Origin of the sequence: Rhodococcus sp. KBW08 (assembly GCF_003852455.1) — a bacterium.
Classification (GTDB): domain Bacteria; phylum Actinomycetota; class Actinomycetes; order Mycobacteriales; family Mycobacteriaceae; genus Rhodococcus_F; species Rhodococcus_F baikonurensis.
Genome location: NZ_QAJJ01000007.1, coordinates 83,011 through 104,905 on the forward strand (window position 1 = coordinate 83,011; position 21,895 = coordinate 104,905).

Here is a 21,895-nt window from a genome sequence, read left to right on the forward strand (position 1 = left end):
TAGTCGACTAGATTCCAACTCTCGAAATCGGTGTGTGCCAACCGGATGCGTGACGCAGAAGTAGTTGGATCGCATGCTCGACGGTCGCTCCCAGGACTACTTCGGGGTCGCCTGAGAAAACCTGTTTCTCTGTTTCCGCGGTCCCATGGTCGACGACACCGAACCACACTGTTCCCGGTGGAACGTTCTCCTGGGTATCCGGACCGGCTTCGCCGGTGACAGCCAGTGCCAACGTCGCGCCGAACAGTGTGGCAGTGCTGTGTGCCATGACCCGAGCAGCGTCCTCGCAGACGACCGGGCCGTCAGGAACATGAAGAACGGAATGCTTGACCGCTCGGGTATAGGCGACGATCCCGCCACAAAACCACGATCCCGCGTTCGGTGCCTTCCCCAGATGTGCAGCGATGTTCCCGGCAGTCAACGATTCCGCTGTGGCGACTGTCAGGCCACGCTCTTCGACCACGGTGGCCAACCGACGGCACAGCGCGTCGAGGTCCTTGTTCGACTGAATTTCGGGACGTGGATCGTCAGTCATATGTTGCCACTCTTGTCTTCGCTCCTCCCTACGCCGGTCTGATGTGCCGGCCCCACTCCGCTTTCGCTGGAAGTCGATTCAGTGGTCTCCGCGGCAGGTTGCTCGTCCGCGGGGGATGCAGTTCGTCCACCGGCAGTCTCTTCCGCCGGTGGTGCCTTGAACTCGGAATCGGGGACCGGTTCGCCGGCCCCTCCGGTGTTCGGCCCACCAGAACTCTCGGCCTCCTTGAAGACCGACTTCTTTGCGGACTCCTGGCGTCCGTCGTAGGGCGGCACAGCCGGTTCCGATGCGGTGGGCTCGGCAGGCGTCGTCTCGGTTCCTTCCACCCCCGAGATCGTCTCCTCGTCGTCGAACGAGCCGGAAGGGCGATCTACCGGACCGCCTCCGGGTTCATTCGAGCCCGTGCCTCGCGAGCCTAAGGCTCCACGCGCAGACTGAGGTTCCTCGGACGCCCGCTCGCCAGATTCGTTTTTCATGACTAACCCTTCGCCATCATGCAACTCGCGACGCGACCTACAGACGGGATGACTTCTGCACGGGGAGTCGACAAGTCCTCATTTCCAGTGAACTCGGCACGAAATTGGAAGTCAACGCCTCCCCGTTTCCAGTAGGCCCCGTTATCTGCAGGTCCCGGCTGCCTACAGCTCACTGACCTCTTGCGAACTGCACCCTTCGAAAGTGCGTCGGGCGCACTCGTCGATCACATCGGCCACCCGTGACCGGCGTGCGAGTTGCCGGCGCTGCACGATCGCTCCGTTTCCGTTACTGAAGACTTTGTCCAAGGAAGCCGTGACCTGCTCGAATTCTCCGAATGCGGTCAGAGCAGGTTCGACATGATCGACCAGTCGCCGAACCGCCTGGTGTGCAGTCAGCAAGCGTACCGATTCGACGTCGAGCGACCTCCCGTCGAGTCCGTCACGCGCCGCCCGCCAGCAAGCCGCGCGGAGTAGCTCCTGATCGACGGCAGGCGCAACCTCACCTTTGGTGATCGCAGCGGATGCGGTGCCGACGAGTGCCTGCACCAGTGTGGCCAGAGTCATCGTCTCCTCCACGGTGGCGGGAACGTCGCTGATTCGAATCTCCACGGTGGGAAGGTGATCCGACATGCGCACGTCCCAATAGACCATGTGCGGATCGAGAATGACCCCAGTCTCCAGCATCGCTGCAACAGCATCTTCGTAGTGCCCCACGGACTCGAAGAAGGGCGGCGGACCCGAACTGGGCCACCTGCCGAACAGAACGTAACGCCAACTCGCATAACCGGTATCGCGTCCGGCACTGATCGGCGAGTTCGCCGTCAATGCCAACAAGGTAGGTAACCACGGACGCAGATGATTGATGATCTGGACCGATCGTTCTCGATCTTCGACACCCACGTGGATATGGCAACCACACATCACACCTTCGGTGATCGCACCGAATTGACCGGCCATTCGTTGGTATCGCGACTTCTGTGTGATCTCGTCGACCGGTGGATCGTAGAAAGGCGTCCCGACTGCGATGAGTTGGCAGCCCACGCGGGCAGCGGCATCGGCGGTGAGGGCACGGGACTCACAGAGTTGATCACGAAGATCACGAATGTGACTGCCGATCGAAGTGGCCGTCTTCACCTGACAACGCGTGAGTTCGAGTTGCAGCGAGATACCGAGTTCTCGCCCCGCGGCAGCAACCTCGGAATTGCGGGGGCTGGGATGCCCAGTCTGGGGATCACAGAGCAGAAACTCCTCCTCCACACCGAGAGTCGGTGTACCTACGGAGAATAGGTCGGGATTCGGCTTCGCATTCATAGGCCTTCCTCGCACCGGTTTCCTGCACATCCGATACTTCGAGCGTACGACGTTCTCCGTCTTTCGGCACTACTCCATCCGTTTCATCCACTCGTCGATCGGGTAGTTGCCCTGTGAACAGACGACGAGCGAAGAATCGCAAGTCTTCATGAGCTCAGGAGGGGGTGTGCCGTGACCAACGCGAGCGGGAGTTCACCGGTAGATGACGAACACACCAATCGATCGCACGTCGGGGAGGCAATCAGCGACGGCCGCAACTATCCCGGATACCTGCTGATCGGTTTGGGCCTGGCAACACTCGGATTGACCTTGGTGGCAGCAGGTTACGGATTTCGCGGTTGGGCAGTTATTGCAGGCATCGTGTGCGTGGTGTCCTTCATCGTCGGGACACTGGCCATCTTGATGGAACACCGTCGGGTCAAGCGACTGGAAGGTCAGGAACTCTTCGATCAAGAAGGGCACTGAGCCGAACGCTCGAGTCGTATTCTGCACAAGCAGAATACGACTCGAGCAGAATGGAGCTCAGTGATTTCGGAGTTTCTCGATCAGCTCACCCTTGTTCAGTTTCGAGTAGCCGTGCAGATCGAGTTCCTTGGCGCGTTCTTTCAGCTCGTCGACCGTCCACTCCTCGTACGGCGAGGATTGCCCGCCGGACTTGGCGACATTCGACCGCCCTCGATTGGCGGCCGCATTGGAGATTCGGGCCGCCTTCTCCTTGGAATCGCCCTTCTCGCGTAGCTCTTCGTAGAGTTCTTGATCCTTGAGTTGAGGTTGTGAGTCCTTGCGAGCCACTGTTTCGTCCCTTCACTCGTCTTCACTCCGGCGGTGTGGCCGAACTTGCGGTGTGGCCGNNCGGCCACACCGCAAGTTCGAACGTACGCCGGCACTCAGGATGTGGGCGGCACCTCGAAACGCCCCCACACGCGGTGCGTCTTCAGAAGCTGAGCCAGCGAGGCCAGGGCCCCTTCCGCGTCCGCATCGACCACGACTCCCAATGCTGACTCGTCGATACCGGCGGCGGCCAGCGCACTCATGCTCTCACCCCAACCGCCAATTGCCTTGCTGTGACGATACATTTCGTTCAGCAGAGTCTCCACCCGTGGATCCAACTTGCCCTCGCCGATCCGAGAAACGTCGCCGCTCAGCAGGATTGCGTCGAATTCGATCGATCGAGCTGTGAGGTACGTTCGCTGCACCGTCACCGCGTCGTCACCGTCCCCGATGGTTCCGCCGTGCGGGCCGAGGATCAGCGGCACCATACCGGCGTCGAAGATCTTGTCTCGAACGGCGACAACCGTTTCGAGGTCGGAGTTCTCGTCGACCAGTAGTGCGATGATCCTTCCGTCTACCGGCCATTCCGCACCGACCTGGGACAGCGCAGGGCTCAGCTCCGGATCACTCAACGGCTCCGTCGGTTCGGGAACCAGAAGGCCAAGCCCCCCTGCGACGATCGACACGAGACCCGCGTCGATGTTTGCCAAGATTCCCAGATTCCGGGTCTTGATGTTCTCTTCGTAGCACTTGCCCAGTTCGAAGGTATACGCCTGCGCGACGTGCTCCTGTTCGACAGGGGAGAGGCTGCGATAGAAGAGTCGAGCTTGCGAGAAGTGATCGTCGAACGATGCCGGCGCCTGCCTCACCTTTCGCCCTGAAACTTCCTCGGGCACCTCGATGTAGGCCGCGCTGTCCGCCGAGGCCAGGAACGGGCACCCGCCGTCCAACGAATTGGGATGGTACGGCGCGACTCCGGTATGCACACCGTCCTGATGGAAGCCGTCGCGGAGCATGTCGTTGACGGGCGAGTGAGGACGGTTGATCGGAATCTGGTCGAAGTTGGGGCCGCCGAGTCGCGTGATCTGGGTGTCGAGGTACGAGAACAAACGCGCCTGCAGGAGACGATCGTTGGTGATGTCGACGCCCGGGACCAAGTGACCCGGATGGAATGCAACCTGCTCGGTCTCGGCGAAAAAGTTCGTCGGATTGGCATCGAGTGTCATCGTTCCGATGACCTGAACCGGTGCGAGTTCTTCGGGCACGATCTTGGTGGGATCCAAAAGATCTATGCCTTCGAACATTTCGTCTTCGGTATCGGGGAACACCTGCACGCCCAGATCCCAGGACGGATATGCGCCCGCCTCGATGGCGTCGGCAAGATCGCGGCGATGGAAATCCGGATCCACACCGCCGGCAATCTGCGCTTCCTCCCACACGAGTGAATGCACTCCAGCGGCCGGCTTCCAGTGAAATTTCACCAGATTCGTCTCGCCGTCGGCATTCACGAGCCTGAACGTGTGAATGCCGAAGCCCTCCATCATGCGATAGGAGCGCGGGATGCCTCGATCGGACATGTTCCACAATGTGTGCGCCGTGGCTTCGGTGTGCAGCGACACGAAATCCCAGAAGGTGTCGTGAGCACTCTGCGCCTGCGGAATCTCCCGGTCCGGGTGAGGTTTAGCGGCATGGATGATGTCCGGGAACTTGATTCCGTCCTGAATGAAGAACACCGGGATGTTGTTGCCCACCAGATCGAAGACACCTTCGTCGGTGTAGAACTTGGTGGCGAAGCCGCGTGTGTCTCGGACGGTATCCGCCGAACCGCGTGAACCCAGAACTGTGGAGAAGCGTACGAATACCGGGGTTCTGGCACCGGAAGCGAACAACGAAGCTTTACAGATGTTTTCGGCTGCACCATTGGCCAGGAACGTACCGTGCGCGGCCGCACCGCGGGCGTGGACGACGCGCTCCGGAATTCGCTCGTGATCGAAATGTGTGATCTTCTCACGCAGATGGTGATCCTGGAGAAGAGTCGGGCCCCGCTCGCCTGCGGTGAGTGAGTGGTCGGTCTCGTAAAGCCGTGTACCGGTTGCAGTGGTGAGGTACTCCCCCCGCTGGCCGCGACCGTTTCCCTTCACCTTCTCCTCGGCACCCGCGACGGTACGCACCTCCGGCTGCCGCTGGTCGTCCTTGGGCGGCAATGGCTGTCGAGGCTTGACCGGCTCTTTCAGGTCCGGCGCTTTCGGGGCCGGTGCACCTGGGACGGACTGAGATGAAGGCATCGAACAGCTCCTCTTGATCGTCATGCTGGGCGCACGAATTCTGGTACGCCCTAAGTAAGTAGAGATTTCAAACTGAATGCGGAGCCACGACTCACCCCCGGGCTGGGATCAATCCCAGGCCGAGGGCGACGAGTGCGTCAGGGCTATTGCTCGGACTTCTGTCGCGCTTCGTCCGCGGCCGCTTCAGCGCGAGCCTTCTCGGCTTCTGCCTCTTTCTTCGCGACTTCTCGCTGGCTTTCGGCTTTGTCCTGCTGAGCACGGCCCTCTCGGGTCAAACTGTCGTTTCCGGAGACCGCACCAACGGCTTCCTTCGCCTTACCCTTGACGTCCTCTACAACGCCTTTGATGCCCTCGCTGGGGCCGCTCTTGTCGTCTGGCACGTTGACCCTCCAATTCGTTCGGATTCTCGCTCGGGGTTCCCGCGCAGGCAGGACTCCCACACAGAAGGCCCTACCCCGTCGAAATTCGCATAAACATTTAGTGCTGGGACGAGGTGCGGGCATGACTCCCGTGGTCGAACTGCGACGTTGTTGCACCAGTGCGAATTTCGTTCAGCGTTACGTGCGCGACGCTTTTGTTCAGTCCGGCCTCGAGTAGCGATCAACCGTTCTCAGAAACTGTCGACCGGGCAGAGGAATTGGCGGGACTCGTTCCAGAAGGGGAAGAGGTCTGTGGTCGTGGCCGCGGGGTGGTCGATCCCGGCGAGAGGGTAGAAATCGAGGATCGTCCGACCAGCGGTTGCGCTGACCTCGCATGCCTGCAAGCTCAGCTTTGCCTCCGCCACGAAGCCGATGCTGCGGGCAAAGGGACCGAGAGTCCCGGCATTGACGAAGCTCTCGAGATTTTGTCCCCACTGGTTGTAGTCCGACTGCAAAGCAAAGCTGCATGTTTCGCCGAACAACTCGGTGCAGGTGGTCGGCTGCCCACCGATCGTGTGCTCCGTATCGGCAAGCTCGTGAGAGGTGCGTTCGCGCGGGGATCCGGAAAGCAACAGCAAGATGGCGACGGCCAAGGCAACCACGAGAAGGATGCTTGCGGCCGTTGCCAGTATCGCCTTCACAATCCCTCGATCCACGTAAGTTCATGAGGGCAACCGATTTTCGAACACCGGCCAGTACATTTGTACCCGCGGCGTTCAGGGTCCAAACATCGACCAGGCTGGGAGCCGTCCGTCAGTCTGGGGGATCTGTTATCGGAACTGTGAGGGAGGATCGACACTCCCTTCCACTATCAATGTATATCTCACCGGGGGCCTTGCGGCAAGGCCCGGGTAGTGCCGCAGAATGGCTCTTCCGATCCCGCACGACCGACCACGGGATCGGAACAGCCAGCGGAAGTGAGGGCACGTGCCAACCCAGGGATACGAAGACGAACTGCGATCCGAGCGGAACTATGTGGAGGGGCTCTACGCACGCCTCGATGCGGAGCGCGCCCGAGTCAAAGGCAGGTACAACACCGCTCTGCGCGGAAACGGCGAAGCTCTCATGGAACGCGACGCCGAGGTGCGCGCACTTGCCAAAGAAGTGAAAAGGCTGGATGTGGCCGACAACGGCCTGTGCTTCGGCCGGTTGGACTCGCTGTCGGGTGAGACTTCGTACATCGGCCGAATCGGCCTTCTCGATGCGGACAACGACTACGAACCGGTGCTGTTCGATTGGCGGGCACCGGCGTCTCGCGCATTCTACGTGGCCACCGCTGCCAACCCGGAAAACATGCGTCGACGCCGTCAGTTCCACACCCGTAGTCGACGCGTGGTCGATTTCACCGACGAGGTACTCGGACGCCCCGACGGCGTAGAACACGACGCGCACAGCGACTCCGCCCTGCTCGCGGCAGTCAACGCACCCCGCGGTGAAGGAATGCGGGACATCGTGGCGACGATCCAGGCCGAGCAGGACGACATCGTCCGGCTCGAGCACCCAGGGGTGTTGGTGATCGAGGGTGGCCCGGGTACCGGGAAGACCGTCGTCGCCTTGCACCGCGTCGCCTACCTGCTCTACACGCAGCGAGAGCGGATGGAACGTCACGGCGTTCTCGTGGTCGGGCCGAACCCGGCGTTCTTGAACCACATCGGCCGCGTACTGCCCTCGCTGGGAGAATCCGACGTGGTGTTCATGACCACCGGTGATCTCGTTCCCGGCCTGCGCGTCACCGCCGAGGACACCCCGGCCGCCGCCGAACTCAAAGGTTCGCTGAAGATCCTCGACGTTCTCGGCGCAGCGATTGCCGATCATCAGCGACTGCCCGAGAACCCGCTGTTGATCGAATTGGCGGACGTCACGGTGCGAATCGACGCCGAAACCGCGGAGTGGGCCCGAGAAGAAGCCCGTACGAGCGGACTCCCCCACAACGACGCTCGCACTGTGTTCACCGAAATCCTCACCTGGGCGCTGACCGAACGGGCGATAGCGCGGATCGGCAAGGGGTGGTTGACACGCAGTGACCGTGAAGCCTGGGAGCAAGTGCGAGCAGACCTGACCGCAGAGCTGGTGGAAAACAGCGCGTTTGGCGCGGCGCTCGACACCCTCTGGCCGATCCTGACTCCGAAAGAGCTACTGACACAGCTGTTTACTTCTCCGGCACGACTACGTGCGGCAGGCGCGGACGAGAAGCTGCTTCGCCAGGACGGTGACGGCTGGACCGTCTCGGACGTTCCGTTGCTCGACGAATTGGCGGACATGCTCGGCCGGGACAAGCCCGTCGACCAGAGTGCCGAACGTGAACGCCGCGACGAGGCTGCGTATGCAGCGGGCGTATTGGACATGATGATCAGCCGCGAGGACCTGATGGACGACGAGGATCACCTTCTCGCCCAGGACATGCTGTACGCCGAGGACCTGGCTGACCGCTTCGTCGAACGTGATACCCGGGAACTCGCCGAACGCGCTGCTGCAGACCGTGACTGGACGTACCGGCATATCGTCGTCGACGAGGCACAAGAACTGTCCGAGATGGATTGGCGGGTCCTGATGCGCCGTTGTCCTGACCGGTCTTTCACCGTGGTAGGCGATCTCGCGCAACGACGTTCACCGGCCGGTGCCCGCTCGTGGTCGACGATGATGGAGCCGTATGTCCCCGGTCGCTGGATCTACCGATCACTGTCGGTGAACTACCGCACGCCGGCCGAGATCATGAGCGTCGCCGCCGCATTGCTCGCCGAGTTCGCGCCGGGAGTCCAACCACCCGAGTCCGTCCGCGCCTGCGGGATCGCGCCGTGGTCCAGACAGATCTCGGCCGACGAACTGGCCTCCGCCATCGACGAATTCAATCAGGACGAGGATGGGCGCGAAGGTACGAGCATCGTCATCGGACCTGCGGATGTGCCCGGCGCCGTGCCGGTTTCGGAAACGAAGGGCCTGGAGTTCGATGCCGTACTCGTGGTGGAACCGGAACGAATCATCGCCGACGGTCCACGCGGCGCATCGGAGCTCTATGTCGCCCTCACCCGCGCCACCCAACGTCTCGGCGTCTTGCACGAGGGTCCGCTGCCGCAAGCCCTGAGCGGACTCGTCCAGTTCGAGACGGCGAGGTCACCGCAATCGTTCGCGACGAGCGATCGTGCTGTGTAGCCCTTCGGCAGCCGCGCGAACGTAAGGCACTTGGCTCTCGGGAACGAAGCGGCTGGTGGGGCCGGTGACACTGATGGCGGCGACCGGTTTGTCGTTGGTTCCGAATACCGGAGCCGCGACACACGCAAGACCAGGGGCCGATTCCTCACGCTCGAACGCAATGCCGGTCTCGACAACTCTGTTCAGTTGAGTGTTGAGAATGCCGGGCGCGACAATTGTGTGCGGGGTGCGCCTGGTCATCGGTTCCGACAGCACTTCGCGGCGAAAATCGCTGTCGGAGAACGCCAGGAGTGCCTTTCCGATCGCAGTGCAGTACAGCGGTATCCGGCCACCGGTCCGAGACGGGGAGTTCGCTTGTCGATGTCCGCCGATCTTCGCGACGTACACGACGTCGTGGCCGTCACGGACCCCCAGGTGGACTGTCTCGTGGGTCCGCTCGTACAAGTCTTGGAGGAACGGCATCGCCATCTCCAGGAGGCTACGTTCGAGAGAGGCGAGCATGCCGAGTTCGAAGAGACCGCCGCTGAGTCGGTAACCGCCGTCGATGCGGTCGAGTAGTCGGTTCGCGACCAGTTCGTTGGCCAGGCGGTGCACCGTCGCCTTGTGCAGTCCTGTCCGTTGGACCAGGACGGCCAGAGGCAACATGTGGTCGTCGGCCCGAAAAGCCCGCAGGATCGTCACCGCCTTGCCCAGCACGGTGTCGAGGTTTGCGCCGCCAGTCACGTGCCCAGCGTATCGCTGAGTGAGACAGTTCCCTGGCGCAACCTCGGTACTGCGGCGAAGGTAGTGGTCATGAGCCAGCCCACGAATACCAGTACAGCTAGCGAGACCGACATCGCAGCTGCTGCGGACCGCCTCGCAGCCGCCATCGCGAGCGGTACTCCCTGCGCGCCAGTGCGCGATCTGATCGGCGCCGACGATCTCGTCGCCGCCTACGCTGTCCAGCGCCGCGTCGATGAAATCCGTCGGCAGGCGGGTGCCGTCGTCGTAGGCCGCAAGATCGGCCTGACCTCGGTGGCAGTCCAGCAGCAGCTCGGTGTCGACCAGCCCGACCTCGGCGTTCTGTACGCCGACATGGAGTTCCCCGCCGGTGGCGCCATCCCCATGAGTCGTTTGATCCAGCCCAAGGTCGAAGCGGAAGTTGCCTTCGTGCTCGGTGCCGACCTTGTGGACGGACCTCTCGACAGCGCGCAGGTGCGCGGCGCAATCGACTACGCCGTCGCCGCGATCGAGATCTGCGACAGCCGCATCGCGTCGTGGGACATCAAGTTCGGTGACACCGTCGCCGACAATGCGTCCTCGGGCGTGTACGTCCTGGGAACCGAACGTCGGACCCTCGACGAGGTGGAGCCCGCCGGCGTCGTCATGTCGATGTCCGTCGACGGCACCGAGGTGTCCACCGGCGTCGGAACCGCCTGCCTGGGCGATCCGATCGAAGCAGTCGTCTGGCTCGCCCGCACGGCACGCGAGTTGGGGCAGCCACTGACGGCGGGCCAGGTGATCCTGTCCGGCGCACTCGGCCCCATGGCGCCGGTCACCGCAGGCAACGAAGTCACCGTGACCGTCTCCGGGTTCGGTTCCGTCACCACCAGTTTTTCCAGCGAAGAGGACAACGCATGAGCAAGGTCAAGGTCGCGATCATCGGATCGGGCAACATCGGCACGGATCTGATGATCAAGGTGCTGCGCAACTCCGACTACCTGGAGATGGGCGCGATGGTCGGCATCGACCCGGCGTCGGACGGCCTCGCCCGTGCTGCGCGTCTGAACGTGCCGATCACGGCTGAAGGTGTCGAGGGTTTGATCGGTCTCCCGAACTTCGACGAGATCGAGATCGTCTTCGACGCCACCTCGGCAAAGGCTCACGTCGCCAACAACGCGCGGCTGGCTCCCCTCGGCAAGCGCATGATCGACCTGACGCCTGCAGCGATCGGCCCGTACGTCGTGCCGGCCGTCAACGCGGACGAGCACCTGGATGCACCCAACGTCAACATGGTGACGTGTGGTGGCCAGGCCACGATCCCGATGGTTGCCGCCGTTTCTCGGGTCGTCCCGGTGGCGTATGCGGAGATCGTCGCGTCCATCGCCTCCAAGTCCGCAGGTCCCGGAACGCGCGCCAACATCGACGAGTTCACCGAGACCACGTCCGAGGCGATCGTGGCTGTCGGCGGCGCCCGCCGCGGCAAGGCCATCATCATCCTCAACCCCGCTGAGCCGCCGCTCATCATGCGCGACACGGTCTTCTGCCTCGTCGACGCCCCGGACCCGGCTGTTCACGAGGAGATCCGTCAGTCGATCGAGAAAATGGTCGGCGACGTCTCCGCGTATGTTCCCGGCTACCGGCTCAAGCAGGAAGTCCAGATCACCGAGATCCCGGCCGACCAGCCGGTCGAGACGTTGCTCGTCGACAGCAATCGCCCCACTCATCAGGTGTCGGTGTTCCTCGAGGTCGAGGGTGCTGCACACTACCTGCCTGCGTACGCCGGCAATCTCGACATCATGACGTCCGCCGGAATGCAGATCGCGGAGCGCATCGCCCAGCAGAAGGAAGCAACCAAGTGAGCAACCGCAAGATCTTCGTCCAGGACGTCACCCTTCGTGACGGCATGCACGCTGTCCGCCACCGCATTTCGCCTACCGACGTCAAGCGGATCGTCACAGCTCTCGACGCTGCCGGTGTCGACGCGATCGAAGTTGCACACGGTGACGGCCTCGCCGGCGGCTCGCTCAACTACGGCCCCGGTTCGAACACCGACTGGGAATGGATCGAAGCTGCGGCCGAGGTACTCGAGCACGCTCGCCTCACCACGCTGCTGCTTCCGGGTGTCGGCACGATCAGTGAACTCAAGCATGCTTACGACCTCGGTGTGCGGTCGGTTCGCGTTGCCACGCACTGCACCGAGGCCGACGTCTCCGCGCAGCACATCGAGACTGCCCGCGAAATCGGCATGGACGTCTCGGGCTTCCTGATGATGAGCCACATGGCTCCGGCCGAAGAACTGGCGAAGCAGGCCAAGCTGATGGAGTCGTACGGCGCGCACTGCGTCTACGTCACCGACTCGGGTGGACGTCTGGTGATGAACGACGTCGCGGATCGTGTTCGCGCGTACCGCGACATCCTCGACGAGGGCACCGAAATCGGTATCCACGCGCATGAGAATCTGTCGCTCTCGGTTGCGAATTCCGTTGTCGCAGTGCAGAACGGCGTCACACGCGTCGACGCTTCACTTGCCGGTCACGGCGCCGGCGCCGGTAACTGCCCCCTCGAGGCCTTCATCGCCGTTGCCAACATCGAGGAGTGGGAGCACGGCTGCGACCTGTTCGCCCTGCAGGATGCTGCCGACGACATCGTCCGTCCGCTGCAGGACCGGCCGGTCCGCGTCGATCGGGAGACCCTCACACTCGGCTACGCAGGCGTGTACTCGAGCTTCCTGCGCCACGCCGAGGCTGCGTCGGAGCGCTACGGAATCGACGTTCGCACACTGCTGCTCGAAGCCGGACGCCGCCGTCTGGTGGGTGGCCAGGAGGACATGATCGTCGACATCGCGCTCACCCTCGCAGCGCAGGCGACAAAGGAAGCTGTCTGACGCACTGCCCAGCTCGCTGGTACCCGAGTCCCGCTCCCGTCTCCGGACGGGGGCGGGACTTCTCAGTTGAGCTGAGAGGTTCTGTCATGACGGCGCTCAACCTCTGAAACTGTTGTTGCCCAATAACGCCGAGGGACCGATCTTCGCTACGGTGGATGACATGACCGAACCTGACAGCGACAGGCAGACACACCCAACTGCAACGGTGGGATGTGCCGGCGTCGACATTCCGGACAGCCGGGGTCGCACCGGCCTCGACCGAACAGGCTTCGGTCTGCACGGTAATCCGAATGTCGAGGTCGAACGAGTCGAGGTCACCTCGGACGGTTGGCATGTGTTGCGTCGCAGCACCTTCACGTATCGGCGAAGGGACGGCACTCTCGAGACACAGCAACGGGAAACCTACGACCGTGGGAACGGCGCGACGATCTTGCTGTACGACCCCGAACGGCGCACCGTCCTGTTGACGAAGCAATTCCGCTTTCCCGCCTACGTCAACGCACACCCCGACGGAATGTTGATCGAGACCGCAGCCGGTTTGCTCGATTCCGACACACCGGAAGTAGCCATTCGGCGAGAGACGAGCGAAGAGCTTGGCGTCGCAATCGGTGAGGTGCAGCATCTGTTCGATCTGTACATGAGCCCCGGATCCGTCACTGAGAGAGTGCATTTCTACGCCGGCCGATACACTCCGGCGGACAGAACCGGCAGTGGTGGCGGGGTGCCGGACGAAGGTGAGGACATCGAAGTCCTGGAGTTGCCGTTCGAGACGGCACTCGACATGATCTCCGGCGGAGAAATCGTCGACGGCAAGACGGTCGTTCTTCTTCAATGGGCGGCAATGTCGGGGGCGCTCTGACTCGAAGTCGATTGCCTGAAATTCTATATCCTGTACCGATGGAGTCTGCCGAGTACCGTGACGCGCTGAGATCTGTCCTCGACACTGCATCGTCGTTGGTCGAAAGCCGGCTGGCGGCGATGCGCGCCACGGCGACCGCACATACCGAAGGCATTGTCATCGATGTCTCGCTCGACCAAGACGGCGAGGGAACATTCGGCGTCTGGGCACGATTCGAGGGTTCCGACGCATTCAGCCTGAATCAGCAAATCGGTGACGAGAGAGAGCTATTCGGCGTGATCTGGGGCGAGGAAGGCTGGGAACCGCCGGTTCCTACTCGGCCACGAGAATGGTCGCACGCGGAACTGGAGAAAGTTATCGTCGGTGTCGTGGCCGAGTGGATCCACACGCTCATTTCCCCGACTGCATCCGAACTGCGCTGGGAAGTAACAACTCCCGACGGAGCGACCGACCCGGTTCCCGTAGGCCCCGATTTCAGTCGTGGACATTCACCTCGATGAAAGCGCGGAAGCTGTCGGCGAGACGAACGACCTCACCGCCACTGTTGTCGTCCAAGCTCTGCCAGTTGCAGCGACGGATCTATCGGGTGTTGCGATGTCACCGGCCGGTCGAACCGTCGATCAGTTCGCGGAGGATATCGGCGTGCCCGGCATGGCGTCCGGTCTCTTCGATCATGTGCACGAGCGCCCAACGGACACTGGGAGCGGGTCGTTTCGCCCCTGGCCGCGGGATGGGTGCGGCAAGATCTGTGCATCCGTCGAGAACTGCGTTGGCGCGCTCGACCGTCTCGCGATAGCGACGGACGACATCGTCCACGCTTTCTTCCGATGACGGCTGAAAGGTCGCCTTCCAATCCGTCACGTTTTCGGCGAGAAACATCGACCGCTCGACAAAGATCAGATGATTGATCAGCCCGAGCAAGGTTGTTCCCGACGGAACAACTGTGTTGCGCACCTGAGGTTCCGGAGCACCCTCGACCTTGGCGGCAATCGAATCACGGAGGTAGTCGAGAAACGCTCGTAGCGTGGCCGCCTCGCTGTTTCCCGCCCGGGGCGGTGGGACATCACGGCGGCTGCGACGCGACGTAGCCATGGTGTTTCTCCTTCCTCCGCGACGAACAGTCAGAGGCTTCCTGGACGAGCAGGGTCGATTCTTCCGGTTCCACTCCGATCCCGCATCAAGTTTTGCCGTTACAGCAAAGACAACTTGGTTGCCGGTATCAGCGTGCCGAGTTCAGGTCGCGCACAAGTTGGGGCCTCCGCCACTTGCCGACCTCGAAAGGCCACCGCCGCGGCGGATAGGCGAGACGAGCCACGAAGTAATTGACGTACTCGACGACGCCGAAAGCCCACACCGCCAGGACGCCCACCGCCGTGCCGGAGTGATCTGGTAACCAGATGACAACGCCGAGAAGAGCTATCGCCAACAGGAGAACATCGAGGACCCGAAACACGCGGTAAAGCGCTGCGAGGCGGGCCGGCATCGGCTCCACCTCGATCCAGCCCCGTGCAAGCAGCCAATAGACACCTGCTTGCACGAGGATCACAAGCAGTGGGGCCAGCGCCGACCACAGCGCAGCGGAGTCTTGCGGACCTTCGAGGCGAGGAGTCACGACGCCGACAGCCACAGCGGCGAATACGGCCGCGGCTGCCAACTCTCCCATGCCAAGGCTCAGGTACCTGCGTCGCACACTCTTTCGCCGTTGATCCACCACGAAAGCAGACACTATCCGCTGATCACTCCGCAGCAGGTGCGAGGCGTTGCCTAAGATCGTTCGAAAGGCATTCACGTGTACAGAGGTTGGTGTGGGATGGTGCGATTGGCCATGGTTACGTTCGATGCAACGGACGCCCGATCGTTGGCCACCTGGTGGTCGGAGCGATTCAGCAACGCGAGCATTGACGGCGACGAAGACTTCATCACGGTGACGGCCCCGGATCTCCCGCTCACTCTCGGTTTCCAACGAATCGATCAGGCTCGCAGCCAAAGGAATACGCTTCACCTCGACTTCGACCTCGAGTCGCACGATCCTCCACGAGACGAGGTCGTCGCTGCGTTCGTCGCGGCAGGCGCGGCCCACGTCGAGCGCCACGAAGCGGGTGGATCGACTTGGGACGTTCTCGCGGATCCGGCGGGAAACCTTTTCTGCGTAGGTGATCCGCACTAGTTCTCCGCTCTCAGCTCCCGATACGCGGTCGTTCGCGCCGACGTGGTCCTCGATCGCGCATCTCGAGAATCGCCGCCGCCGTGGACGCGACCGTCTTGTCGTCGTCGCTGGCGATCCGGGCGAGCGCCTCGCGTGCTGCCGCGCCGGGAATCTCTGCGAGCGCCTGCGTGATTCGCAACCTCGTCGGGGCGTCGTCAGTGCCGTCGAGCCTTGCCTGCACGGCATCGACGACCTCACCGCTGGTCGGTGAGTGCTCCGCGAGAAGACCGAGCACCTCGCCGGCCTCGACGTCGCGTCGCCCGTCGGCGACCATCTCGAGGAGAGCGGGCATCGAGACGGCCTCTCCGCGAGATCCGAGGGCGAGAGCGGCGTCGGCGCGGACTATCGCGTCCGAATCATCGAGAGCTCGCTTCAGTGACCGAGTTGCTTCCTCGGCGTGGATCCCGGATATGGCCGACGTCGCGCGGCGTCGAACCTCGACGTCCTCCGATTCGAGCCCCTTCGTGAGACCGGCAAGGCCCGCACCTTCGGTCCTCGCCAACGCCCACTGCAACGCACCCGCCACGTTGGCATCCTTCTCCGACAGGATGGCTTCGACGAGTGCGTCGACGGGCAAAGCCGCATTCGCATCCTGCGACAGGATCGCTTGCTGACGGTGGGCAGCGAACTCGGATTCGAGTGCACGCAACAGCGAGACCATGCGCAGGACGTCGTCCCACTCCGAAGGGGCGGTGGCGTCGACCCTTTCGAGTTTGGTCAGCAATTCCTCCTCCGCCGCGATCCGTTGCCGAGTGTGTTGCATGAGTTCACCCACCAAATCGGCTGGGGCGAAGTCCGGTTCGTCCAGTGCACGCTTGGCCTCGTTCAACGAGAGCCCCAACGTCCTCAGGCTTTCGACGTGGAAGAGTCGACGGATGTCGTCGGCGGAGTACTCGCGGTAACCGCCGGACGTGCGGCCCGTCGGCTTCACCAGCCCCAATGTGTCGTAGTGACGCAGCATCCGTGTGCTGACACCACAGCGCCGCGAGACCTCGCCGATCAACATCCGTCTCCCTTCCTACGCGTCCGGGCCGATTGCCGCGACGCGCTTCGCCAACTCGTGCGAGAGAGCGAACCCACCGTCGGGGTCGTGCCAGAGTTGCTTTGTAGCATCAGCATGCGCCCGAACACGCGGATTCGTGCTTGCGCCGGCCGCGTCGAGCACCGGAAGTACAGCCTCGCCGAGCCCTGTCAGAGCTCTGCTGAGACTGAGCTGCATCTGCAGTTCACCCCGTCCGAGTTCGGTGGCCAGATCGGTCGCGAGTGCACCTTCACCTCCAACGGGCACGAGAGCCACGGCCGCACGCCACGCACTGCGCGCGACTTCGTCGTCCTGGTCGTGAACCAGCGCAGAGACCTCGGGCCACGCGATCGGATCGCCGATCTTGGACAAGGTGTGGAGTGCCTGGCTGCGGGCTTGCGAACCGTCGGTCCCGAGCTCACGAATCAGCTGCGGCACCGTAATTTCGGCCGGCAGGCGGCACAATGCCCAGGTCAACATGTCGCGGACGAAGAAGTCCGGCTCGACGGCACACCGATCGACCAGGGCATTCGTCAGCTCAGGGTCCGGGCGTGTGCCGGCGGCGAGCGCGGCTCGCAGCCGAACCGAGGGGTCGGCTGCGGCCAGTGCGTCGACGAGGTGAGCATTCTGCCCACCGTGGTTGGTTGTGTTCACGACAACCACCTCCTTCGTCGACCATTGGAGTCCTTGTCACTGTGTCAAGGTCAAGCTCCGCTGTCACCGACACGTGAAAATCACCTCGGACTACACGCCGGTTGTCGATCCTGGCCGAAAGATCATCAGGACGACGACAACGACCCACAGCAGATTGAAGATTCCCGTCGAAGTACCCAGTCGACGGGTCAGCCGCGTTGCGACGTCCACACCGGTCCCGGTTCCGTCGATCGCAGCCATCGTCAGCCGTTGGGCAGGGAGCACTACCGCGGTGAGTATCACGGCAGCAACGACGGTGAGTGCAATCGAGGTGAGGATCCACAGGTCACCGAGTACCCCCAGATTGACGGCGGTCGCGACACCGAGCATCGGAACGACGATCCCGATCGTGGCGTACACCCGAACGATGTGATGCAACATTCCCGTCGTCGCAACACTGCCGCTGTCCGGATCGGCGAGCGCTGCGCGGCTCGCCGCCGGGAACATACTCGCCGCCACAGCGACGGGGCCGATGGCAAGAATGGCCGCAATCACATGGAGGGACAGCAGGATTCCGGTCATGGGAGTTCTCGCGTTTCGGTATGCGTAAGCGTATTCACGCCGCGTCCGGGGCGAAGGTGATTACAGGCTCGGCGCCTTTTGCCGACCACACCGTTCCACGACGCTCGAAGTCGAAGAGCGCTTCGACCTCGAGACTTATCCGGGGCCCGAGGCATCGTTCCAACAGGTACACGCCCAGGTCCAGACCGGATGTCACACCGCCGGCGGTGATCAGGTCACCGTCGTCGACGATTCGCGCCTGGATCGGAATTGCCCCGCCGGCCGCCAGTGCGTCCACGGCGAGATGATGCGTCACGGCGCGGCGCCCGACGAGAAGCCCCGCCATCGCCAGTGCCAATGACCCTCCACAGACGGTCGCAACGAGAACACCGGGATCGTCGAGTGCGCGGCGCATCATGACAGGCAGTTCGGTTTTCGTTGTGGCCGCGAGCCTTTCCGGCAAGCTGGTACCCGGATGGTTCGCGTTGGGTTCGAAGAGACCCGATGCTCCGGGAACGATGATCAAATCCGCGTGTTCTACATCGAGGGTCGCAGTGGCGGTCATCGCAAGTTCACCACTCCCGCTCAGGACGGTCCGAGGCCCCTCCGCGCTGACGAGTTCCACGCTCAACGCCCCACCGCTGGCGAGCCCCCCGGCGTAAAGCACCTCGTACGGGCCCACGACATCCATGGGATCGAATCCGTCGAACAACACGATTTGCGCGTGCACTGCAACCTCCGATTTTGTGCGACGCACTCCTGCGCACGTCGCTGTCCCCCACGACAGTAGGAGGAAATTCGCCTCCGCAGCGACGGCTGAAAGCCAACCTTCGACGGTTTTCAGCCAATATCGAAAATTCTGCAAAACACCAGTTGAAGAGCTTTTTCGATTCACGAGTTCATCGGATCTCGCGCCACATACGCTAAGTTTCAGACATGCATGACGTTGCAGTTCTCGCGTTGCCCGGGGTGGTACCGATGGATCTGGCGGCACCCCTCGAAGTCTTCGGACGATGCAGACTCCCCTCGGGTGCACCGGCGTACCGGACCGCAGTGTGCGCGCTCACCGAGGAGGTGGAGACCGGAACGTTCACAATGCGAGTACCGCACGGACTGCCACGCCTCGCCCAGGCCAGCACGATCATCATTCCCGGCACCGCCGATCTCGACGTGCCGATCGACCCCGCGATCATCGATGCCCTCAGATCAGCCGCGGATCGCGGCACACGCATTGCGTCACTGTGCGTCGGTGCATTCACACTCGCCGACACAGGCTTGCTCGACGGACTTCGCGCGACAACCCACTGGGCGGCAGCGTCGGAGTTGGCCCGCCGGCACCCGGCCATCGACGTCGATGCCGCCGTTCTCTACGTAGACAACGGGCACGTCCTGACTTCCGCCGGCGCCGCAGCCGCACTCGACCTTTGCCTGTACATGGTGCGTCAGGACTACGGGTCTGCGGTCGCCGCCGACACGGCGCGACTGAGCGTGATGCCGCTCGAACGTGCCGGAGGGCAAGCACAATTCATCGTTCACGAACCTCCCGTACCCAGCGGGACAACCCTTCGACCACTACTGAACTGGATGGAGGAGAATCTCGGGGAGCAACTCGACATCACGGCGATCGCGGCCAAGGCAACGATGAGCACCCGCACGCTCAACCGCCGGTTCCAGGAACAAATCGGTACGACGCCGTTGCAGTGGCTCCATCACGCGCGGCTCCGCCAAGCGCAATTTCTGCTCGAGACTACCGACCACTCCATCGAACGTGTTGCGGGACAAGTCGGATTCAATGCCGTCACCACGTTCCGCGAACGCTTCCGAGACTTGGTCGGCACCAGCCCCCAGCGGTATCGGGCACAGTTTCGAATTCCGCGCTAATCGACCTACCGAACCCGGCGGAAGCTGATCGCACGTCCGGCAATTCGGTTGTACAGCCTTGCCACTCAGGCTCTTTCCATCCTGTTCGCTAACCAGGCTTATCCCTTGACGTTGCCCGCAGCGGCGTTCAGTACTGTAGCGACGTCGTCGAGGATGTACGGGATCGTCAAGACCGTCAGTCCGCCGAACGCGAAGTTCTTGTCGACGCTGAAGTCCTTGGTGGATGCAGTACGGCCGTCGACGATCACCGGCTGCGCGGCAACCAGGGGCTCGGCGAGGAACGCGTTCAGGGAGTCCTTGTCGTAGGCAACCACGAACAGGACGTCGGCGGCGATCAGAGGCGCCTGCTCGGTGCTCAGTTCGAAGTACACGGCCTCCGGGTCCTTGGTCGGATCGGCCTGCTGGATCGTCGGCTCGTTCTTCAATCCAAGCTGTTCGAGAAACTCGACGCGCACGTCGGTGTCCTTGCTCACCGCGAACGTGCTCGGGCTGTTCGGGAGTGCGATGGTGACGGTCTTACCCTGCAGCGCAGGGTTCTTGGCAGCTGTCGCGCTGATCGCGGCGTTGGTCTTGTCGATGAGTGCGGTGGCCTTGGCCTGCTTGCCCAGCGCCTGACCGGCGATGGTCACCTGGTCCTGCCACGACGCGGTCCACGGCTCGTCCGGGAAGGAAACCACTGGCGCGATCTTCGACAGTGCGTCGAATTCCTGCTGAGTGATACCGGAGTACGGGGCGAAGATGAGATCCGGTTCAGCCTTGGCGAACTGCTCGATGGGAGCCTCGCCGGTTCCGTCACCCGACAACAGAGTCGGCTGCTCGCCGCCCAACTTGTCGAGCGCCTCGGCGTCCCACTTCAGAATGCCCTTGTCGTCGGCCCCGTACTGAGGTCCGGAGAACGTGGGCATCGCGACCGGGACGACGCCGAGCGCCAGAAGGGCGTCCTGGTTGGACCAACCCCAAGTCGCGACGCGCTGGGGCTCCTCCTTGATCTCGGCCGTGCCGAGGGCCGACGTGATGGTCGCCGGGAACGCGGCATTCGCTGCGGACGAGGTCTCGCTGCCACCGTTGTCGTCGTTGTTGCTGCATGCCGCCATTCCGGCCACGAGGCCGCATGCCGCCAAGACAGCTACGATTCCGCGGACAAGGCGGACACCGCCCGGGTTCCGTCGCTCTGACGGCCCACGCCCCAAAATCCTTGTCACTGCAACACCTCTCGACCGATTGATCTGCTCACACACCCCGAGCGGATGATGGCGCTCAACATAGCACGAAGGTAACCCTATCCTCAGTCCCTACGAGTGCCCGTGTTCACACCCGACACGAACGCAGCCATCGAAGAAAGCCAGCCTCCCTACCCAGCAGTCTGTCGTCGCACCATCTCCGAGATCCAGATGGGCGCAAACGGCGAGGTGCAGTTCGGGGGCGTCGGGTAGTCCTCGAGCACTCGCAGACGTTCACCGATGTCGATTGCCCGGGCACGGTACCGGGCATGTTCGATCCCGATCTGGGCCAGGCAATGGTTCATCGCCCATTGCAGGCGGTCAGGGGCATCCTTCATCTCCGCCTCGATGACGTCGAGCAATCCTGAAAGATCAAGGCCCTCGGGCTTCTTCGCTACGCGCTCGGTAGTCAGGGCCCAGCCGGCGCTCGCGACCACGGGATCGGGGTCAGCGGTCCAGGCCACGCGCAACTCCTCGGCGTTCGGGTTCTTCTTCACCACGTAGTTGACGAGCCAGTCATGCACCTTGGGAGTACGGGCCTCACGCAACATGACGTCCAACTCGTCACTCCCGAACGCCTTCGGGCGGCAGATCAAAAGGGCCAGCAGCCGCGCGGCGGTATCGCCAGTCGTCCAAAGCTGTTGTGCGAGTTCCTGCTGAGTCTTCAATCGCTTCGCAACGGCGCGCAGCTTCGTGAGGTTCACGCCGTGGTCGTCACCGTGCTTCTCGTTCACCGCACGCGCCTTCGGATCCTCGAGCGCAGCAAGCTCGTCCATCACCGCGGCAACCGTCGTTTCGGCCACGTCGTCCTCCAGTCGCTACTTCTGCAATTCACGCACTGCTACTCACTCACATACAAGGAAAGCACGGGAAGGCGCGCGATCTGAACTGCACGGTCACTGTCCACGTTCGATCTGTTGTTTGAAATTTCGGTCATTGGGTACATGACTGCTCCTGAGGTGGCGGCACGTCACCATGAAG

General features: G+C 62.7%; 25 protein-coding genes. 9 read left to right on the top strand and 16 right to left on the bottom strand.

Features of this window, described 5'->3' with window-relative positions; genetic code table 11:
- Positions 1-7: 7 nt before the first annotated feature.
- From DBV08_RS08970 to DBV08_RS08980, 3 genes are all read right to left on the bottom strand, one after another.
- Positions 8-535: a CinA family protein gene (locus DBV08_RS08970; protein ID WP_124567209.1), complete on the bottom strand. Its 528-nt coding sequence runs from the start codon at positions 533-535 to the stop codon at positions 8-10.
- Positions 532-1,011 carry a hypothetical protein gene (locus tag DBV08_RS08975; protein WP_124567210.1) on the bottom strand — a complete coding sequence of 160 codons (480 nt, stop codon included), beginning with the start codon at positions 1,009-1,011 and terminating at the stop codon, positions 532-534. The genes DBV08_RS08970 and DBV08_RS08975 overlap by 4 nt, the downstream gene beginning before the upstream one ends.
- A gap of 162 nt (positions 1,012-1,173) precedes the next feature.
- Positions 1,174-2,322, bottom strand: a complete 1,149-nt coding sequence (locus DBV08_RS08980; protein ID WP_124567211.1) for a glutamate--cysteine ligase — start codon at positions 2,320-2,322, stop codon at positions 1,174-1,176.
- A gap of 171 nt (positions 2,323-2,493) precedes the next feature.
- Between DBV08_RS08980 and DBV08_RS08985 the strand changes: the two genes are divergently transcribed.
- A complete protein-coding gene (locus DBV08_RS08985; RefSeq protein WP_095971745.1) occupies positions 2,494-2,787 on the top strand; it encodes a hypothetical protein in 294 nt (97 codons plus the stop codon).
- 57 nt (positions 2,788-2,844) lie between these two features.
- On the opposite strand, the gene DBV08_RS08990 is transcribed toward DBV08_RS08985, so the two are convergent.
- The 4 genes from DBV08_RS08990 to DBV08_RS09005 all read right to left on the bottom strand — a co-directional run bounded on the left by DBV08_RS08990 (position 2,845) and on the right by DBV08_RS09005 (position 6,453).
- A complete protein-coding gene (locus DBV08_RS08990; protein ID WP_095971744.1) occupies positions 2,845-3,114 on the bottom strand; it encodes a Rho termination factor N-terminal domain-containing protein in 270 nt (89 codons plus the stop codon).
- A 95-nt stretch (positions 3,115-3,209) separates the two neighbouring features.
- On the bottom strand, positions 3,210-5,378 hold the full coding sequence (locus DBV08_RS08995; protein ID WP_124567212.1) for a catalase: 2,169 nt from the start codon (positions 5,376-5,378) through the stop codon (positions 3,210-3,212).
- Between the two features lie 143 nt (positions 5,379-5,521).
- Complete coding sequence (locus tag DBV08_RS09000; protein WP_003943084.1) at positions 5,522-5,758, bottom strand: CsbD family protein; 237 nt, start codon at positions 5,756-5,758, stop codon at positions 5,522-5,524.
- A gap of 230 nt (positions 5,759-5,988) precedes the next feature.
- A complete protein-coding gene (locus DBV08_RS09005) occupies positions 5,989-6,453 on the bottom strand; it encodes a hypothetical protein (protein ID WP_260395413.1) in 465 nt (154 codons plus the stop codon).
- A 271-nt stretch (positions 6,454-6,724) separates the two neighbouring features.
- On the opposite strand from DBV08_RS09005, the gene helR reads away from it, so the two are divergent.
- The gene (helR, locus tag DBV08_RS09010) at positions 6,725-8,947 is read left to right on the top strand and encodes an RNA polymerase recycling motor ATPase HelR (protein ID WP_124567213.1); all 2,223 of its coding nucleotides are present in this window, start codon (positions 6,725-6,727) and stop codon (positions 8,945-8,947) included.
- Here the strand turns inward: helR and DBV08_RS09015 are convergent.
- Entirely contained in the window at positions 8,909-9,670 is a 762-nt protein-coding gene (locus tag DBV08_RS09015; protein WP_095971733.1) for an IclR family transcriptional regulator, read from the bottom strand. The genes helR and DBV08_RS09015 overlap by 39 nt on opposite strands.
- A 69-nt stretch (positions 9,671-9,739) precedes the next feature.
- Here DBV08_RS09015 and DBV08_RS09020 point away from each other — a divergent pair, with 69 nt between their 5' ends.
- The 5 genes from DBV08_RS09020 to DBV08_RS09040 all read left to right on the top strand — a co-directional run bounded on the left by DBV08_RS09020 (position 9,740) and on the right by DBV08_RS09040 (position 13,892).
- Complete coding sequence (locus DBV08_RS09020; RefSeq protein WP_095971788.1) at positions 9,740-10,567, top strand: 2-keto-4-pentenoate hydratase; 828 nt, start codon at positions 9,740-9,742, stop codon at positions 10,565-10,567.
- On the top strand, positions 10,564-11,508 hold the full coding sequence (locus DBV08_RS09025; protein ID WP_124567214.1) for an acetaldehyde dehydrogenase (acetylating): 945 nt from the start codon (positions 10,564-10,566) through the stop codon (positions 11,506-11,508). Before DBV08_RS09020 ends, DBV08_RS09025 begins: the two co-directional genes overlap by 4 nt.
- Positions 11,505-12,533, top strand: a complete 1,029-nt coding sequence (dmpG, locus tag DBV08_RS09030) for a 4-hydroxy-2-oxovalerate aldolase (protein ID WP_020909650.1) — start codon at positions 11,505-11,507, stop codon at positions 12,531-12,533. Before DBV08_RS09025 ends, dmpG begins: the two co-directional genes overlap by 4 nt.
- A gap of 160 nt (positions 12,534-12,693) precedes the next feature.
- The gene (locus DBV08_RS09035; RefSeq protein WP_124567215.1) at positions 12,694-13,392 is read left to right on the top strand and encodes an NUDIX domain-containing protein; all 699 of its coding nucleotides are present in this window, start codon (positions 12,694-12,696) and stop codon (positions 13,390-13,392) included.
- A 38-nt stretch (positions 13,393-13,430) separates the two neighbouring features.
- Complete coding sequence (locus DBV08_RS09040) at positions 13,431-13,892, top strand: DUF6389 family protein (protein WP_124567216.1); 462 nt, start codon at positions 13,431-13,433, stop codon at positions 13,890-13,892.
- A gap of 97 nt (positions 13,893-13,989) precedes the next feature.
- Here DBV08_RS09040 and DBV08_RS09045 read toward each other — a convergent pair whose 3' ends face one another.
- Together DBV08_RS09045 and DBV08_RS09050 are read right to left on the bottom strand one after the other, a co-directional pair.
- On the bottom strand, positions 13,990-14,484 hold the full coding sequence (locus DBV08_RS09045; protein WP_095971730.1) for a DinB family protein: 495 nt from the start codon (positions 14,482-14,484) through the stop codon (positions 13,990-13,992).
- A 127-nt stretch (positions 14,485-14,611) separates the two neighbouring features.
- Positions 14,612-15,106 (bottom strand): hypothetical protein, encoded by a 495-nt coding sequence (locus DBV08_RS09050; protein ID WP_185564553.1) that lies wholly within the window; start codon positions 15,104-15,106, stop codon positions 14,612-14,614.
- A gap of 111 nt (positions 15,107-15,217) precedes the next feature.
- Here DBV08_RS09050 and DBV08_RS09055 point away from each other — a divergent pair, with 111 nt between their 5' ends.
- Positions 15,218-15,559, top strand: a complete 342-nt coding sequence (locus DBV08_RS09055) for a VOC family protein (protein WP_221621593.1) — start codon at positions 15,218-15,220, stop codon at positions 15,557-15,559.
- 10 nt (positions 15,560-15,569) lie between these two features.
- Here DBV08_RS09055 and DBV08_RS09060 read toward each other — a convergent pair whose 3' ends face one another.
- The 4 genes from DBV08_RS09060 to DBV08_RS09075 form a co-directional block, all read right to left on the bottom strand.
- A complete protein-coding gene (locus DBV08_RS09060) occupies positions 15,570-16,604 on the bottom strand; it encodes a MerR family transcriptional regulator (protein ID WP_124567219.1) in 1,035 nt (344 codons plus the stop codon).
- Positions 16,605-16,616: 12 nt separating this feature from the next.
- Positions 16,617-17,282 (bottom strand): HEAT repeat domain-containing protein, encoded by a 666-nt coding sequence (locus DBV08_RS09065; protein WP_185564555.1) that lies wholly within the window; start codon positions 17,280-17,282, stop codon positions 16,617-16,619.
- A gap of 81 nt (positions 17,283-17,363) precedes the next feature.
- Complete coding sequence (locus tag DBV08_RS09070) at positions 17,364-17,834, bottom strand: DUF2269 family protein (protein ID WP_124567221.1); 471 nt, start codon at positions 17,832-17,834, stop codon at positions 17,364-17,366.
- A 34-nt stretch (positions 17,835-17,868) separates the two neighbouring features.
- Positions 17,869-18,543, bottom strand: a complete 675-nt coding sequence (locus DBV08_RS09075) for a DJ-1/PfpI family protein (RefSeq protein ID WP_124567222.1) — start codon at positions 18,541-18,543, stop codon at positions 17,869-17,871.
- Positions 18,544-18,749: 206 nt separating this feature from the next.
- Here DBV08_RS09075 and DBV08_RS09080 point away from each other — a divergent pair, with 206 nt between their 5' ends.
- Entirely contained in the window at positions 18,750-19,694 is a 945-nt protein-coding gene (locus DBV08_RS09080) for a GlxA family transcriptional regulator (RefSeq protein WP_124567223.1), read from the top strand.
- 98 nt (positions 19,695-19,792) lie between these two features.
- On the opposite strand, the gene DBV08_RS09085 is transcribed toward DBV08_RS09080, so the two are convergent.
- Both DBV08_RS09085 and DBV08_RS09090 read right to left on the bottom strand, forming a co-directional pair.
- Positions 19,793-20,896, bottom strand: a complete 1,104-nt coding sequence (locus DBV08_RS09085) for an iron-siderophore ABC transporter substrate-binding protein (protein WP_260395418.1) — start codon at positions 20,894-20,896, stop codon at positions 19,793-19,795.
- A gap of 149 nt (positions 20,897-21,045) precedes the next feature.
- Positions 21,046-21,717: a DNA alkylation repair protein gene (locus DBV08_RS09090; protein ID WP_124567224.1), complete on the bottom strand. Its 672-nt coding sequence runs from the start codon at positions 21,715-21,717 to the stop codon at positions 21,046-21,048.
- Between the last annotated feature and the right edge of the window lie 178 nt (positions 21,718-21,895).

Coding starts and splice junctions, on each gene's coding strand:
- DBV08_RS08970 (WP_124567209.1), bottom strand. CDS start 535: ATGACTGACGATCCACGTCCCGAAATTCAGTCGAACAAGGACCTCGAC.
- DBV08_RS08975 (WP_124567210.1), bottom strand. CDS start 1,011: ATGAAAAACGAATCTGGCGAGCGGGCGTCCGAGGAACCTCAGTCTGCG.
- DBV08_RS08980 (WP_124567211.1), bottom strand. CDS start 2,322: ATGAATGCGAAGCCGAATCCCGACCTATTCTCCGTAGGTACACCGACT.
- DBV08_RS08995 (WP_124567212.1), bottom strand. CDS start 5,378: ATGCCTTCATCTCAGTCCGTCCCAGGTGCACCGGCCCCGAAAGCGCCG.
- DBV08_RS09020 (WP_095971788.1), top strand. CDS start 9,740: ATGAGCCAGCCCACGAATACCAGTACAGCTAGCGAGACCGACATCGCA.
- DBV08_RS09025 (WP_124567214.1), top strand. CDS start 10,564: ATGAGCAAGGTCAAGGTCGCGATCATCGGATCGGGCAACATCGGCACG.
- DBV08_RS09035 (WP_124567215.1), top strand. CDS start 12,694: ATGACCGAACCTGACAGCGACAGGCAGACACACCCAACTGCAACGGTG.
- DBV08_RS09040 (WP_124567216.1), top strand. CDS start 13,431: ATGGAGTCTGCCGAGTACCGTGACGCGCTGAGATCTGTCCTCGACACT.
- DBV08_RS09045 (WP_095971730.1), bottom strand. CDS start 14,484: ATGGCTACGTCGCGTCGCAGCCGCCGTGATGTCCCACCGCCCCGGGCG.
- DBV08_RS09055 (WP_221621593.1), top strand. CDS start 15,218: ATGGTTACGTTCGATGCAACGGACGCCCGATCGTTGGCCACCTGGTGG.
- DBV08_RS09060 (WP_124567219.1), bottom strand. CDS start 16,604: ATGTTGATCGGCGAGGTCTCGCGGCGCTGTGGTGTCAGCACACGGATG.
- DBV08_RS09070 (WP_124567221.1), bottom strand. CDS start 17,834: ATGACCGGAATCCTGCTGTCCCTCCATGTGATTGCGGCCATTCTTGCC.
- DBV08_RS09080 (WP_124567223.1), top strand. CDS start 18,750: ATGCATGACGTTGCAGTTCTCGCGTTGCCCGGGGTGGTACCGATGGAT.